General features: G+C 68.5%; 10 protein-coding genes. All 10 read right to left on the bottom strand.

Annotated elements, in window-relative coordinates; all coding sequences use genetic code 11:
• Positions 1 to 240: 240 nt before the first annotated feature.
• Complete coding sequence (locus KF833_10820) at positions 241 to 1,392, bottom strand: hypothetical protein (protein MBX3745788.1); 1,152 nt, start codon at positions 1,390 to 1,392, stop codon at positions 241 to 243.
• The gene (locus KF833_10815) at positions 1,389 to 3,686 is read right to left on the bottom strand and encodes a LodA/GoxA family CTQ-dependent oxidase (protein ID MBX3745787.1); all 2,298 of its coding nucleotides are present in this window, start codon (positions 3,684 to 3,686) and stop codon (positions 1,389 to 1,391) included. The genes KF833_10820 and KF833_10815 overlap by 4 nt, the downstream gene beginning before the upstream one ends.
• Positions 3,687 to 4,526: 840 nt before the next feature.
• On the bottom strand, positions 4,527 to 5,561 hold the full coding sequence (locus KF833_10810; protein ID MBX3745786.1) for a ferritin-like protein: 1,035 nt from the start codon (positions 5,559 to 5,561) through the stop codon (positions 4,527 to 4,529).
• The gene (locus KF833_10805; GenBank protein MBX3745785.1) at positions 5,558 to 7,468 is read right to left on the bottom strand and encodes a hypothetical protein; all 1,911 of its coding nucleotides are present in this window, start codon (positions 7,466 to 7,468) and stop codon (positions 5,558 to 5,560) included. The genes KF833_10810 and KF833_10805 overlap by 4 nt, the downstream gene beginning before the upstream one ends.
• A gap of 521 nt (positions 7,469 to 7,989) precedes the next feature.
• A complete protein-coding gene (locus KF833_10800) occupies positions 7,990 to 8,937 on the bottom strand; it encodes a bile acid:sodium symporter family protein (protein ID MBX3745784.1) in 948 nt (315 codons plus the stop codon).
• A 26-nt stretch (positions 8,938 to 8,963) separates the two neighbouring features.
• Complete coding sequence (gene nth / locus KF833_10795; protein MBX3745783.1) at positions 8,964 to 9,656, bottom strand: endonuclease III; 693 nt, start codon at positions 9,654 to 9,656, stop codon at positions 8,964 to 8,966.
• A gap of 107 nt (positions 9,657 to 9,763) precedes the next feature.
• On the bottom strand, positions 9,764 to 11,068 hold the full coding sequence (locus tag KF833_10790; GenBank protein MBX3745782.1) for a KamA family radical SAM protein: 1,305 nt from the start codon (positions 11,066 to 11,068) through the stop codon (positions 9,764 to 9,766).
• Positions 11,069 to 11,102: 34 nt separating this feature from the next.
• A complete protein-coding gene (locus KF833_10785) occupies positions 11,103 to 12,482 on the bottom strand; it encodes a hypothetical protein (protein MBX3745781.1) in 1,380 nt (459 codons plus the stop codon).
• 1 nt (position 12,483) lies between these two features.
• Positions 12,484 to 12,822, bottom strand: a complete 339-nt coding sequence (locus tag KF833_10780; GenBank protein ID MBX3745780.1) for a zinc ribbon domain-containing protein — start codon at positions 12,820 to 12,822, stop codon at positions 12,484 to 12,486.
• A 53-nt stretch (positions 12,823 to 12,875) separates the two neighbouring features.
• Entirely contained in the window at positions 12,876 to 14,105 is a 1,230-nt protein-coding gene (gene moaA / locus KF833_10775) for a GTP 3',8-cyclase MoaA (protein ID MBX3745779.1), read from the bottom strand.
• Positions 14,106 to 14,854: the final 749 nt, after the last annotated feature.

Below are 14,854 nucleotides of genomic sequence, written 5' to 3'. Positions count from 1 at the left end.
AACGTTGATTAGAATCCGCTTCCGGGAGAGGCCAGGGTTGGCGGCAGAGGACTAGGGGGGGGAGGGCGGTTGAGAAACAGCCCTGAACTGAGTGCATATGCACGCGAATTGCGTTGATTGGAGCGGGGTGTGTGGGTGTGCGGGGAAGTGGGGGGGGGAGTTCGGAAGGAGCGGAGGAGGTTGGAAATGAGCCTAATTTTCGTGCATGTGCACGGGAGTTGGGACGAATAGGAGGGCGGATCAGGGTTGGCGGCGGGACCAGAAGGGGGCGGTGGGCCAGCGGGGTTCGGAGCGGTAGGCGTCGTGCCGGTGGCGGAGGTAGGCGTCGCGGATGCGGTGGATCCGGTCGGCGTAGGCAGTGAGGGCGGAGGGGTCGCCGCGGGCATGGGCGGCAAGGGCCTGACCGCCACGCAGTCCGGTGTAGAGGGCGGTGAGCATGCCCTGGGAGGAGAGGGGGTCGAAGGAGAGGGCGGCGTCGCCAACGGCGATCCAGTCGTTGCCGTGAAACGCCGAAAGCCGGGCGGTGGCCGCAGAGGTGAGGCGGGGGACGGCAAGGGAGGGTTCCCGGAGGGGCGGTACGAGGCGCCGGAGGTGTTGTGTGGCTTCCAGCTTTTCGAAAAAGGCCTGCGTGACCGGCGGGGAGTCCGGCGGGGAGTCCGGCGGGGCGATGAGATCGGCGTCGGTGAGGAAGGCGACGACGCGATGTCCGTCGGGAGGGAGGGCGGTGTACCACCAGCCGTCGGGGACGGATTCGACCCAGGTGCGTGCATCGAGGGAGGCGGCTTCGGGACGCGGGGCATCGGGGGGCGGAGGGACCCGCAGATAGGCGCAGACGAGGCGGTCGTCGGTGTGGCGCCGGGCGCCGAGGGCGCGGGCAGGGGTGGCGCGGCGACCGGTGGCATCCACGAGCAGCCGGGCTGGGAGCCGTGGCAGAGGGAGGGTGGAGGGGGTCCGGTCTGTGTGGAGTTCCCAGGTCAGGTCGGGCCGGCGGGAGACATGGCGGACGAGGGTGGCGGGGAGCAGGGTGACGCCGGCGGCGAGAGCGGTTTCGAGGAGATCGGCTTCGAAGCGCCGGCGATCGAGCTGCCAGCCGGGTCCGTTGCGGTCATGGAGGGCGTCGATGGCGACGGGATCGGCGCTGGCCCAGACCGACACGGTGCCTGGGGCGGGGCGATGAGGGGCGCGGGCGAAGGCGGTCCAGGCGCCGAGGTCGCGGAGGAGGGGGCGGGCGGCGGCGGGGAGGGTTTCACCGATCGGGGGATGGGGGGGAGGGGGTGCGGCGACGAGGGTGGTGGGGATCTGCTGATGGGCGAGGGAGATGGCGGCGGCGCAGCCGGCGATGCCGGCGCCGACCACGATGGCGTGGGGTGGGGGCCCTGCGACGGACGTCACGGCCTGGAAGCGGGAGGAGATTCGGACGGGGGATGGCGGAGGCGGCGGACCTTGTCGATGACCTCGCCGAAGGCGCCGGTATGGGGTTCGGGACGGGAAGGGGCGGTCCGGCGTGTTCGGGCGGTCCCGGCGCGGGTTGCCGGGGAGGTTGTGGAAGATCGGGTGGAGGAGCCGGTGGAATCGGACGATGGGGCCTTGGACTCGACGTAGAGGAGGTCGGGGAAGCCGGCGTCGCCGGGGCCGGGGCGGCGTTCGACGACGCCGAGGTCGCCGAAGACGGCGACCATGCGATTGACCTGGTCGAGGTAGGAGGCGTTGAGATTGAGGTCGCGAAGCCAGGCGTGGCGGGTGGCGAAGGCGTCGTCGCGGTCGGCGCGGGAGCGGGCCTTGTCCATGACAATGCGGTAATCCTCCTCGGTGAGGACCTGGTTGGGGACGCGGGCGGCCCAGAAGGTGGGGACGTAGGGGTCGTATTTGGCGTCGTAGCCGGAGCGGCAACTGGCGGTGTCGGTCTGCCAGGGGACGGCCATCCAGCGGGTTAGGTCGCCGGGGCCCTGGGCCTGGAGGGGGCCATCGGCGGCGAGGGCGATGTCGGCGGTGAGGATCGGGCCGTAATCGGGTTCGGGGAGGTCGTCGGGACGATGGCGGATGCGGAAGGGAGCCATGAAGAGGGAGAAATGGCGGATGGGCCAGGTGATTTCGCAGCCGGGGTGAAAGGCGTCGGCGAGGCAGAAGTCGAGGCTGGCCCGGTCGAGGGCGGCGGGCTGGTCCTGGAGCGGGACGTCATCGAGGCGTCCCGGGAGCTGGCGACGGCCTTGGAGATCGTCGTGGAATCGTCCTTCGGCCCACGCCTGGAGGACCTTCATCTGGGTGTCGGTGAGGGAGGTGTTTTGCCGGGGGGAGCTGGTGTAGGGGACATTCATGGCATCGCCATAGACCCAGGGCCACGGCTGGGGCGACCCATTGAGGGAATCGGCTCGGCGGAAGGAGGGGGTGTCGGGGCGACGGAAGGCATTGAAGAGCTGGCGGCGCCACTCGCGATGTTCGTCGTGCAGGCGGTTGCCGACGCGGCGGGGCGGGGTGGCGAGGCGGCGGAGGAGATCGGGTTGAAGGAAATGGAAGGGGGCGCCCCAGCCGAACTGGGCGGCGAAGCCGCGGTTGACCCATTGGAGGTCGCAGAGGCGTTGGAGGATGGGAAGGACCTCGTTGGCGAAGGAGACTTCGCGATCGGGGGGTGGGGCCTTGATGGCGAGGTTGTCGATGGCGACCTGGAGGAGGAGGTCATGGAGGGTGCGGACGCTCTTGAGTTCGGGCGCGTAATTGGGCGGGGCGGTGACGACCCAGGCCGGATCGCAGGGGATGGGGCGGCCGTGGAGGAGCACGGTGGCGGTGACGGGGCCGTCGGACGTGTCGTCGTGCCAGCCGTCGCTGTTGGCGAAGCCGGTGGCGATGGCGCCATCGAAGGAGTCGGAGACACCGTGACCGCCGAGGAAGAGGAGGCGTCCCGCGTCGTCGGTACGGAGTTCGCCGAGGTACACGGGTTTGCCGACGAAGCGGCCGGAATCGAAGCGGTAGTAGCTGCCGGCGGCGCGGGTGCCGTGAATAAAGCGGGGCCCGGGATCGATGACGAACTGCTGCCGGTCGGGGCCTTCGAAGGCGGCGTTCCGGCGCTGGGCGGGATCGGCCTGGGCGGCTTCGGGGATGTCGAGGGCGAGCTGGAACTGGTACCAGGCGGACTTTTTATTGGCGACGTGGACGCACCAGTCGATCGCGGCGTTGGCGGCGGTGAGTTCGGCGACGACCTCGCCGGCGGCGTTGTAACCGTAGATCCGGAAGCGGGCGGCCTGGCGTTTGAGGGCGCCGGAGCTGTCCCGCCAGGTGCCGGGGGGTTCCGGGGCGGGTTCGGGGACTTCGGGGCCGATGAACCAGCCATCGGGGCTGTTGCCGAGGCGGGCGATGCCGATGGAGGGATGAATGGCGGCGCGCACGATGGTTTCGTGGGCCGGGGGCGGGGGAGGCGAGAAGGGGCGGGGCTGGCGGGGTTCGCGGTCGGGGACATCATTGCGGGAACGGCGCCAGGTGGCGGAGGCGGCGTAGATCGATCTGCGAACGGCGGCGATGGAGCCGGCGGGGCGGTGTTCCGGGAGGGCGTGCCAGATGTTGTAGGCGAGGTTTTCGCCGTAGTCGGCCTGCCCTGGGGCATCGAGGTCCTGGCGGGCAAGGATGAGGGTGGCGACCGGGATGGGCCGGCTTTCGTGTTCGCTCCAGCGGACGGTGGCGGCGTCGAGCGGCATGCGGTCCGGATCGGTTTGGAACTGGAGCAGGAAGCGGAAGGCGACTTCGCCGCGGAGCAGCCGGTCCTTGAGGTCGAGGTAGAGGTTGTTTTGGGGCGGCGGCGGGGAGGAGGACGGCGGGGAGGCGAATCCGGGAACCGGATCGAGGATCGGCTCGAGTTTGTACTTCACGTGGCGATCGGGTCCGAAGGCGAAGGGAAGGACGCTCCAGTAGTCGATGGTGGCCACGGACGGCACCTCACGGGCCATGTCCTCGAGGATGCGGTCGGTGCGGGGGTGATCCTTGAGATACGGGGTGTAGTCGCCGCCGACCACGCCGGCATGGGTGAACTCACACATGTCGCGCGCCGTATCGACGAAGAAGACGTCGTGGTTTTGGAGGAGGAAGTCGTGGGTGTTGGCGCCGGGTTCCAGGAGTTTTCGGCCGGGGACGCCGAAGAGTTTGAGGGCGATGCCGCAGGTTGTCCTGAGGTCGGGATTGGTGGGGACGGTATCGCTGGAGAAGCGGGCCCAGACGGGATAGGTGCGGCCGGCGAAGACGCCGATGCGGAGGTCGGCGGGAAGCTTGGGTTCCACGATGAAGCGCCCGTGGGCAACGCCGTGGGGTTTGAGGAAGACGGGCCGCTGGACGGGGCATTGTCCGGCGGCGAGACGCCGGCCCATGACCGTGTTGACGAAGAGGGTCTGGAGGGCGCGTTCCGGATCGAGGGCACAGTCCTCGAGGGTCGGGGGAGGGGGTGGAGGTGGGACAGGGTTGGCCGGGTGGCTGGGGCGTGGGGTGGACATGGGAGGCAGGGTGGGGTGGGTGGAGGTGGGGTGCCGGGGAAGGTTGGAGGGGAATCAGGACGGGAGCGTGGGCTGGTACTCGAAGGAGGGGCCGACGGCGGTGCCGCCGAGGTTGGTGCCGGACATCAGGTCAAGGGCCTGCTGGCGCATGGAGAACATGAGGCCGATGGCGGCGCGGAGGGATTGCGGCTGGCCGTTGAAGGTGGCGTGGAGTGATTTGAGGAGGTTGGTGTAGGTGTAGTTGAAGGTGTCGCAGGCGTGGCGGGCGGCGCTGCCGGGGGGGTAGGAGGCGGCTTTCGGGTTGGCGGGGACCGGGCGGACGCCGTCGGGATCGAAGGGGACGGGGTCTCCGTCGTAGAGGAACCGTTGATCCGGAGGGGTGCCCGGTCCGGCCTGGGGATTGGGACGGAGCCGGCGTCCGTGGAAGATTTCGGCGAAGCGGTAGTAGTGGGCGTAGTCGCCTTCCGGGTCGAGGGGTGAGGTGGCGGTACCCTCGCCCTGCTCGACGATCAGTTCGATGGCGGCGATGGCGGAGGCGGCGTTGGTGACGGCCATGAGACCTGGCAGTCCTTCGGTCACCTGGTTTCGCGGGGGCGGTGCGAAGAGGGCGTCGCCTCCGGCACGGATCCGTTGCTGGATGGCGCGATAGAAGGCGCCGATCGTGCGGGGCGCGGCGGCGGCGAGGGCGGTGGTGGGGAATTCGAGCGGTTCCTCGGGTTCCTCGATCTGCATGAAGACGTTTTTCACGAGGGCGAGGGAGAAGGGTTCGAGGGGGACGACCAGTCCGTCTCCGATGGAGCCGGGGAGGGGGCCCGGGTAGGTGGGGATGAAGTCGGGGTCATCGAGGGAGGGTGTACCACCGAGGGCGTTGAGGATGTTGCAGGCGAGGGAGAGGTGGAGCATTTCCTCGACCGCCACGGAAGCGATGATGCCGGCGATGGCCGGGTTGCGGTCGGCATCGAGGGAGTAGAGGGCATAGAGGTACGGGGGGAGGGTGGCGTGTTCGAGCCGGATGGCGGCCTGGAGGGCGGTGTGGAGGCCGTCGGGGCGGGTGACGACCTGGAAGACGGCGGGGTCGATGTGGATCATGGGGGAGGGGAGTGGGTGCCGGGATGGAGGCCGCGTCGGCGGCGGAGGGCGGCGAGTTTTCCACCGGTGCCGGCGTGGGTGGCGTGAGCGGTGTGGATGGCGTGAGGGACTTCCGAGAGGGCGATGGGCGGGGCGGGGGGTGGAGAGGCTGCGGCAGGGGGGGTGCCGAGGAGGGGATGGCCGTCGGGACCGAGCTGGGAGAGCCAGCGGAGGATGGCGTCGCGTTTGGCGGGGGAGAGGTCGCGGGTGACCGGCATGGCGTTGGGATCGTCGGCGGGGAGACCGAAGGCGAGGAGGAGGTGGGGCCGGTAGCGACAGACCTGGCGGTAGTTTCCGAGGTCGAGGAAGCGATCCATCACCGGGTAGAGATTGGCGTATTGGCGGAAGACGGCGTCGAGGCCACCGAACCAGGTGGGTTGGGGTTCGGGTGGGAAGTCGTCCCAGACCAGAACGCTGATGAAGTCGGCGGGGTTGAAGGGGTACGCCACGGCTGGGGGGAGGGTGGATTCGAGGGCGTAGCGGACGCCGAAGACCTGGCCATCGATGTAGCCGCGGGGATTGCCGGGGTTGGCGGCGCGGAGTTCGAGGAAGGCACGTCCCCGGGCATCGGTCTCGATGCGGGCCGGGAATTCGAGGGCGGCGGACGGGGTGGCGACGTCCGGTTCGCCTGGGCCGGCCTGGAGCCAGGTGGCATCGAAGTAGGCGACGATGCGGGCGTGGGGGAGGGGATGTCCGTAGCGGGAGGCGACGAGCAGGACGGGGTGGCGATCGCCGGGGCTGAGGCGGGCGACGAAGGCATCGGCGCGCACGTATTCGCCAAGGGGCGGTTCCGAGACGGCGGCCAGGGGGGCGGCGTTTGCGGGTTGGAGCAGAAGCGAGATCGGCGTGGAGGCGAGGGTTTGGAGTTCGGAGGCCGTCAGGCGGCGACCGGCGGGGAGGTCCACGACGCCCGCGGTGGTTTCGTACCAGTTCGCATCGCGATAGGGGATGGAGTCGAGGACATGCCATGCCGGGGACGGATCGGAACCTGGGATGGGCCAGGCGAGGGAGAGTTCGCCGAGATCGAACAGGGTGTTGCCGGCGGCGGTGGAGGGCAGGGCATTGCCGAGGTCGAGGCGGATCCTGCCCGCCGCCGCATCGACTACGGCGACCGCCTGATAGATCCCGTGGGCGGGGACGGGAAAGCCGGACGTGGGCGGGATGACCGGCATGAGCGGTCGTCCGGGAACGAAGTGGGCGGGTTCCGAGCGGGACGCCGGGCCGAGGGTGCCGACGATGCGACCGCGACAGAATTCGTCGCCGTTCCAGTCCATGGAATAGCGGTCCACGTTGAACTTGATGGAGAGGAGACCGTCGGGCGAAGCGGCGCGGAGCGCATCGAGGAAGGGTGAAGGCGAGGCGTCCGCCCATTCGAGGTCTTCGATGACCGACTGCCACATGGCGCCTGCGTTGGCGTCGCTTTGGGCATCGCCCTGGAGGCGGCCCCAGATATCGGTGAAGGGAGCGGGCCGGAAGCGGCCGCGAAGGAGGGTTTGGCCCGCCGCGTTGGCGAGGCGGATCTCGAGGCCGAAGATCATCGAGACCAGTTGCTGTTGGGGATCGAGATCGGCCAGTTTGGCGGTCACCTTGCGGTCGGAATCCGTGACCAGGGCGGTGCGTACGGGATCGTCGGAGGGCACGGGTGAGCCGTCCGCGAGAAAGGCAGAAGTGACGGGGCAGGCGAGGAGGCGCCAGGCGCCGTCACCGCGGGGATTCCACCAACCGTTGGGGTGTCCGGACGTCTGCCGTTGCTGGAACTCGGGCAGGAATTTCGCGTTGTCGAAATGAGTGATGTCGTTGTTGACGGTGGACACGCTGGCTTGGAAACGGCCGGCGAAGTGCAGACGGACGGCGGCAAGGTAGCTCATGGGTGGGGCAACCGGAGGGGGGGATGGCCGGGATGAGGTGGAGGCGGGCAAACGGGCAAATGGGCAAATGGGCGCTGGGTCGCAGACGCGTGCGGAACTCTCCTTGAGGATGGCGAGTTGGTAGCCGGTAGCCGGCTCCCAACGCAATCCCGAAAGAGGCGAAATGCGATTCCCGTGGGAATCAGCGCGTCTCGATCGGTACGGAGGAGATTGAGCCGAAGCGACCGGGGGAAGGAAGCGGACACGGGCACATGGCGGCAAGAGGGAAAGAAATAGAGAGTCAGGCAGTACTTCTTTGACTCGATCAGACAAACGGTCAGGCAGAACTTTGTTGACCGATCTAATGAGGTAAATCGTCAGGCACAACTTCGTTGACTGATCCGCCAATAAGTCAGGATAAATATTGTTGACTGGACTCTCCTATAAAACAAATAACAAGGCAGGCATTGTACTGTTGACGCGAGAATTGGCGAGGGCGTCGCGTTCCTCGCTACGGCTTGGGTGGAGAGAAGGACTTGGGTTCAGGCGGGGGGTCTGGGCGGAGGGCGCAGGCGCCAGAGGCCGGCGAGAAGGCTGCCGAGGACGGAATGGACGGTGGCGGAGATGGCGCAAGGCACTGCAGCGAGGGCGATGCCGGTGACCGGGTTGCGGAAATTATCGGCGAGCACGACGCCGAGTCCGGAGTTCTGCATGCCCACCTCGATGGAGAGGGTGCGCCGGACGAGGGTGTCGTACCGGGCGAGGCGTCCGACCACGTAACCGAGGGCGAAGCCGCCGGCGTGGAGGAGGGAGACGGCGAGCAGGAGGCGGCCGCCGCTGTTTCGGAGGGATCCGGCGTTCAATCCGATGATGGCAGCGCAGATCATGGCAATGGTGAGGACGGAGACGATGGGGGCGGCGGGAAGGACGGCGCGGGTGAGACGGGGGAACCGGTGATGGAGGGCGATGCCGGCGAGGACGGGGAGGAGGACGACCTGGACGGTGTCGAGGAAGAGCTTGAGGGCCGGGACGGGGACGAGGGTGCCGGCGAGGGACCGGGTGAGGAGGGGGGTCATGAGGATGGCGCCGAAGGTCGAGGCCATGGTCATGAGGACGGAGAGGGCGACATTGGCCCGGGCGAGGTAGGTGACGACGTTGGAGGCGGTGCCGCCGGGGCAGCAGGCAACGAGAATGAGGCCGACGGCAAAGTCGCGCTCGAGTTGCAGGGTGTGGGCGAGGGTCCAGCCGAGGAGGGGCATGACGGTGAACTGAGCGGCAAGCCCCACCGCCACAGTGCGGGGCATGCGCAGGGCGCGACGGAAGTCGGACACACGGAGGGTGAGGCCCATGCCGAGCATGATGACGGCCAGTCCGGGGACGATGAAGGGCCGGAACCAGACGAACCAGGGCGGGTGCCAGAGTGCGAGGAGTCCTCCCAGCAGAACCCAGAGGGGGAAGGCGTTGGCTGCGATGGCGAGGCAACGGGGCATGGGTGTCCGTCGGGTTCAGTCCGTCCTCAGTCCGTCCTGTCCGGTCGCGGGGGGGGGCGGTCCGGCGTGGGCCCGGTGCTTGAGGGACACAGGTCGGCGAGTTCGCAGCGGGGGCAGTCGGGGCGGCGGGCGGCGCAGCGGCGGCGTCCGTGCCAGATGAGCCAGTGGCTGAAGAGGATCCAGTGCTGGCGGGGCACGAGGGCGGAGAGGTCGTGCTCGATGGCTTCGGGTTGGGAGGCGTTGGAGAGGGAGAGGCGGCGGGCGAGACGGGCGACGTGGGTATCGACGACGATTCCGGAGGCTTGGTGGAAGGCGTTGCCAAGGACGACGTTGGCGGTTTTGCGTCCGACGCCGTCGAGACGGACGAGGGCGTCCATGGAATCGGGGACGCGGCCGTCGTGATGGTTCACGAGGGCCTGGCAGGCGGCCTGGATATGGCGGGCCTTGTTGCGGAAGAGGCCGAGGCGGCGGAGGGCGTTTTCGAGATCGGGGAGGGGCGCGGCGGCGTAGTCGGCGGCGGAGCGGTAGCGACGGAAGAGCTCGGCGGTGACGAGGTTGACCTGTTTATCGGAGCACTGGGCGGAGAGGATGGTGGCGACGAGGAGTTCGAGGGGATTGGAGTAGTCGAGTTCGCAATGGGCGTCGGGGTAGGTGGAGCGGAGGCGTTCGATGAGGGCGAGGGTGCGCGAGCGCCTTGCGGCGAGGGATTCGCGGGGCATGGGGACAGGCGGGGGTCAGAAGCCGGGAGGGGACGGCAGGAGGGCGGGTGGGGGATGAAGGGGAGCGGGGGCGGATGCGACGCGGGCGAAGACCCCGGCGGGGAGGGTCAGCGGGCGAGGTCCGCCACCGGATCCGCGTGGATGGGGGACGGGACGGTGGCGGGATGGGACTGGGGTGGGATGGGGGAGCCGTCGGGGGACTCGGGGTATTCGAAGACGCGGCCTTCGAAGTTGCGGATGACGATGCGGTCGCGGTTGTGGCTGAGGATGTAGTCGGGATTGATGGGGACTTTGCCGCCACCGCCGGGGGCATCGATGACGAACTGGGGGATTGCGTAGCCGGAGGTGTGACCGCGGAGGCCCTGCATGATCTCGATGCCGCGACGGACGCTGGCACGGAGGTGGGAGGAACCTTCGATGAGGTCGCACTGGTAGAGGTAGTAGGGGCGGACGCGGCACATGAGGAGTTTGTGCAGGTGCGCCTTCATGACGGGGAGGGAGTCGTTGACGTGGCGGAGGAGGACGGACTGGTTGCCGAGGGGGATGCCGGCATCGGCGAGGCGGGCGAGGGCTTCGCGGACTTCGAGGGTGAGTTCGGCGGGGTGATTGGAATGGATGCTGATGAAGAGGGGATGGAAGCGGCGGAGCATGGCGGTGAGCTCCGGGGTGATGCGCTGGGGGAGGAAGACGGGGATACGGGTGCCGAGGCGGAGGAATTCGAGGTGGGGGATGGCGCGGAGGCGGGCGAGGAGGGATTCGAGTTTGTCGTCGGAGAGGAGGAGGGGATCGCCGCCGCTGAGGAGGACATCGCGGATTTCGGGGTGTTGGGCGATGTAGTCGATCTGGCGGTCGAAATCGGGATGGAAATCGTAGCCGGCGGCGTTGCTCACCAGGCGGGAGCGGGTGCAGTAGCGGCAGTAGGCGGCGCAGCGGTCGGTGACGAGGAAGAGGACGCGGTCGGGGTAGCGATGGACGAGACCGGGAACGGGGGAGTGGGCGTCTTCCCCGCAGGGGTCGGCGAGTTCCCAGGAGGCGCGGGTGGTTTCTTCGAGGCGGGGGACGACCTGGCGGCGGATGGGGCAGTCGGGATGGTCGGGGTCGATGAGGTTGAAGAAGTAGGGCGTGATGGCCATGGCCAGCCTGGTGCGGGCGAGGATGGCGCCGGCCCGTTCGGAAGGGGTGAGTCCGGGGAGGAGGGACTCGAGGCGGTCGAGGTCGGTGATGCGGTTCTTGAGCTGCCATCGCCAGTCGTTCCAGTCGCGGTCCGGGATGTGGGTCCAGGGTCCGCGACCGTGGGATTGGAAGGCGGTGAGGCGGTTGGCCGCGAGGGGGATCCTGGAGGCGGAACCGGGCGTGGAGCAGGAGGCTGGAGGGGGCTCTTCCGCGGAAACCCGAGGCGAAGCGACAGACATGAGGGGCCACTATTCGTGCGGGGCGGCCGGGGTGTCAAGGAGGCGGGGCGTGCTGAGGCGACGGGGATTCGGGGAGTTGGGCGAGGCGGGCGCGTTCGCCATCGAGTTCGCGCAGGCGGCTGACGGCATCGCGGACAAGGATGCGGGTGCTGAGGATCGGCTGGCCGCGGGAGGCGGGAGCGAAGCCGGCCTGGCGACGGGCGGCGAGGTATTCCTCGACGGCGTCGGAGTAGCGAAAGATGAGGGGGGCGATATCGGGCGGGGCGTGAAGACGGACGGCGTGGATCTGCTGAAGGAAGCGGCGGAGGACCTGGGATTGCCGGGGGAAGTCCCAGTCGCGCACGATGGTTTCGAGGGGGACACGGCTGACCTGGTTGCCGGCGCCGGGGAGGAGGCCGACGGGATGGAGGGCTTCGTCGAGTTTACGGAGGGTGAATTCGCGGGACCAGGCCTGGGCGGCATTGCGGCCGGTGAAGAGGGCGAGGGAGAGGGACCACCATTTTTCGACGTCGAGGAGGCTGTGGAACTCGGGGCGATAGACCTCGAGGAAGCCGGACTGCCAGTTCCAGTGGTCTGGAAGGCGGGCGATCCAGTCGGTGAGGCGGTGGGGACCCTGGGGCAGGTGGGAGAGTTCGCGGACGAGGAGATGAGCGCAGGCGGCGTAGAGATCCCACTGGCGTTCGTCCATGCGGTCGAGGTCTGGCTGTGAGAGTTGGTGAAACGAGAGGGGGGGGTGGCGGGCGAGTTGATCGCGGACGTGGTCGAGCCGACCGCTCATGAGGAAGCTGGCATCGGTGCGGGAGTGGGGTTGGAGGACGAGGTTTTTCGGGGCACTGCGGAGGACGGACTGGGTGAGGCCTTCGACGAGCCAGAGCGGGGCTTCGGCGACCCGGGACGGGCTGGAGCGGTTGGCCAGTTCCAGGACGAGGGCCTGGACGAGGATTCGGACGAGGCGGTCTTCGGTGGTGCGGGACGGGAGCGCGATGAGGAACTGCCAGCCGGGTTTGAAGGGGGTGACCTGGACGGTGAGGGGGGCGTTGGTGGAGCGGAGCGGGTCGATTCCGACGAGGATCTTTCCGGCCTGGCCGCCGCTGGCGCGCCACAGATCGGGCAGTTGAAGGAGGCGGAGGAACTCGGACTTCACGCGCTCACAGGAGACGGCGAGGGTCGGGGCCTGGAGTTCGCGGAATGAGTCTGAAGGGGTGGACGGGGAGAGGGCTGTGGGTTGGGGGGTGCGGGGGCCGGACACGACGAACTGACCGGAACGGCTGATGGCGGTGTGGGTGTCGGGGAAGTCCGCGGCGGCAGCGATCCAGGGGACAAGGAAAGCGCCGAGGTGAGCCAGGAGGCGCCGGAAAGGCGGCCGGGTCCGGGGAACCCGGCCGGGCTCGGGGCAGGTGGGGTCCGTGGGCACGTCAGGCGGAGGCGGCGGGGGTCTTGGGGGCGGGTTTGGGGGCGGGGGTGGAAGCCGGGGAAGCGTCGGCCTTTTTGGTTTCGGCGGCGGGCTTGGCGGATTCGGACTCCTTTTTGGCAGCGGACTTGTAGCCTTCGCTGCGGTAGTCGGTGATGTAGAAGCCGGATCCCTTGAAGATGAGGCCGGCTCCGGCGCCCACCTGGCGGCGGATCCTGCCGCGTCCCCAACGGGCCTGGGCGCATTTGTCCTTGGGGCAGACTTCGAGGGCGTTGTCCTTCATGGACTGGAAGATCTCGAGCACTTCGCCGCACTTGGCGCATTCGTACTGGTACGTCGGCATGGCGGGGAAAGTAAGGGGGGAGCGTTGGAGGGACGTCAAGGGGAGGGGCGGGATCAGCCTCCGATGCAGCTCATGGGGCGCTGGGGCTGTTCGAAGCCGGGTTCGCCGATGTGATGTCGATCCTCCTTGGCCAGGGCGACGCGACGGATCCAGGCGGCGACGGCATCGTCGTCGTCGCCCCCCCGGAGGAGGCGTTTGAGGTCATGTTCCACGATGCTGAAGAGGCAGGTACGGATCTGGCCGTCGGCGGTGAGGCGGATGCGGTTGCAGTGGCCGCAGAAGGGTTCGGTGACGGGGGCGATGATGCCAATTTCGGCGGGGGCATCGGCGAAGCGCCAGCGGCGGGCGGTTTCGGCGCGGTGGCCGGGCTGGACGGGAAGGAGCGGGAAGCGGTGCTGGAGGCGGGCGAGGATTTCGCGACCGGGGACGACGAGTTCGCGGAGCCAGGCGCGGCCGGAGTCGAGGGGCATGAACTCGATGAAGCGGAGGGCGAGGGATTCGCGGCGGGCGAACTCGGCGAGGTCTTCGATCTCGTGGTCATTGAGACCGCGGATGACGACGGCATTGACCTTGATGGGGGCGAAGCCGAGGTCGCGGGCGAGGCGGATGGCGTCGAGGACCTGGTCGCGGCCGTCGCGTCCGGTGAGTTTGATGAAGTTGGCGCGGTCGAGGGAATCAAGGCTGAAGCTGACACGGCGGAGGCCGGCCTTGCGGAGGGGGGCGGCATGGCGGGCGAAGTGGAAACCGTTGGTGGTGAGGGCGAGGTCGTCGATGCCGGGGATGCGGGCGAGGCGATCGACGAGGACGGGCAGGTCGGCCCGGAGGAGGGGTTCGCCGCCGGTGAGGCGGAGCTTTCGGATTCCGTGACGGACGAAGATGCGAACGGCGCGCTCGATTTCAGCGAAGTCGAGGAGCTGATCGCGGGGTTTCCATTCGCGCAGGATGGGTTGCAGGGGGCGGGCTGCGGCGGGGAAGCGGGTGCGGTAGAAATTGGCGGCCTCCTCGGTTTCGGGGAGGCAGTAGAGGCAGCGGAAATTGCAGCGGTCGGTGACGCTGACCCGGAGGTCCTGGAGGGAACGTCCGTGGGAATCGATCCAGGAGAAGGGGGCATTCACTGGGGCTCGGCCGGGGAATGGGTGGGGGCGATGACGGTGACGTCCCCGGAGCGGGCGGACTCGACGTCGGGGGTGGGGGAGTGGGCGTGGGGCTCCGGCGGGGGTGCGGGGTTGGTGGCGAGGGACCCGACGCCTGTGCCTGGGGTGTCGAGGCTGCGGCGGATCCATTCGAGGCGGCGGGCGATGGTCAGTTCCTGCCTCAGGTCGCGGACCTGATCGCGGAGGAGGGCGACGTCATGGAGTTCCTTTTCGAGGCCGGCCTTTTCGGACCGGAGGGATTCGAGATCATCGAGGAGGGAGTGGCGGCTGGCGGCGGCGGCGGCGAGTTGACGTTCGGCGTCGGCGATTCGCTCCTCGAGTTCCAGGATGGCGGCCTGGAGTTCGGTGGAGGTTTGGGTGAGTTCGGCGATACGTGATTCCAGGGTTTGGATGAGGGAGTCACGCCGGGCGATTTCGGTCTGGGCGGTACGGGATTCGGCGCGGGAGCGGGCGATGTCGGAGTGAAGATCGGCGAGTTCCCGGCGGAGGGCGTCCAGTTGCTGGAGGCGTTGGGCGAGGTTGGTTCGAAGGCTGTGATTGAGGAGGCGCTGTTCGTCGAGGGAGCGGCGGGTGGTATGCCAGCGATTGGAGAAGTCGAAGATGACGACTTCGTTGCTCTGCTGCTGGGCGCCCCGCTGGTGACGGGCCGAGTGGAGAGCGTACAGGGCCCAGACCAGGGTCCCGACGACGAGCAGAAGGATCGTCGTGAACGCCTTCATGAAGGGGTACTCTGGGTGTGGGCAGGGGGTTTGGCAATCTCACGGGGGAAGGCAGTGCATCCCGGAGTTGTCGGTAGAGGTGCGGACTTCGCCCAACGGCGCTTCGGAGGGCCGAGTTCCACGAGGCCGCAACGGTGTGGCGCGTTGGGTTGAGGACTC

It is taken from the genome of Verrucomicrobiia bacterium (assembly GCA_019634625.1).
Taxonomy (GTDB): domain Bacteria; phylum Verrucomicrobiota; class Verrucomicrobiia; order Limisphaerales; family CAIMTB01; genus CAIMTB01.
Note: the sequence above shows the minus strand (reverse complement) of the source record. Positions and strands in the feature narration are given on the sequence as shown.

Excerpts from the sequence above, each read along its gene's own strand:
- KF833_10800 (MBX3745784.1), bottom strand. The coding sequence starts at position 8,937 with ATGCCCCGTTGCCTCGCCATCGCAGCCAACGCCTTCCCCCTCTGGGTT.
- KF833_10780 (MBX3745780.1), bottom strand. The coding sequence starts at position 12,822 with ATGCCGACGTACCAGTACGAATGCGCCAAGTGCGGCGAAGTGCTCGAG.
- moaA (MBX3745779.1), bottom strand. The coding sequence starts at position 14,105 with ATGGATCCGCCGCAGCCTCGACACCCCAGGCACAGGCGTCGGGTCCCT.
- KF833_10815 (MBX3745787.1), bottom strand. The coding sequence starts at position 3,686 with ATGCCGCTCGACGCCGCCACCGTCCGCTGGAGCGAACACGAAAGCCGG.
- KF833_10790 (MBX3745782.1), bottom strand. The coding sequence starts at position 11,068 with ATGTCTGTCGCTTCGCCTCGGGTTTCCGCGGAAGAGCCCCCTCCAGCC.
- nth (MBX3745783.1), bottom strand. The coding sequence starts at position 9,656 with ATGCCCCGCGAATCCCTCGCCGCAAGGCGCTCGCGCACCCTCGCCCTC.
- KF833_10810 (MBX3745786.1), bottom strand. The coding sequence starts at position 5,561 with ATGATCCACATCGACCCCGCCGTCTTCCAGGTCGTCACCCGCCCCGAC.
- KF833_10805 (MBX3745785.1), bottom strand. The coding sequence starts at position 7,468 with ATGAGCTACCTTGCCGCCGTCCGTCTGCACTTCGCCGGCCGTTTCCAA.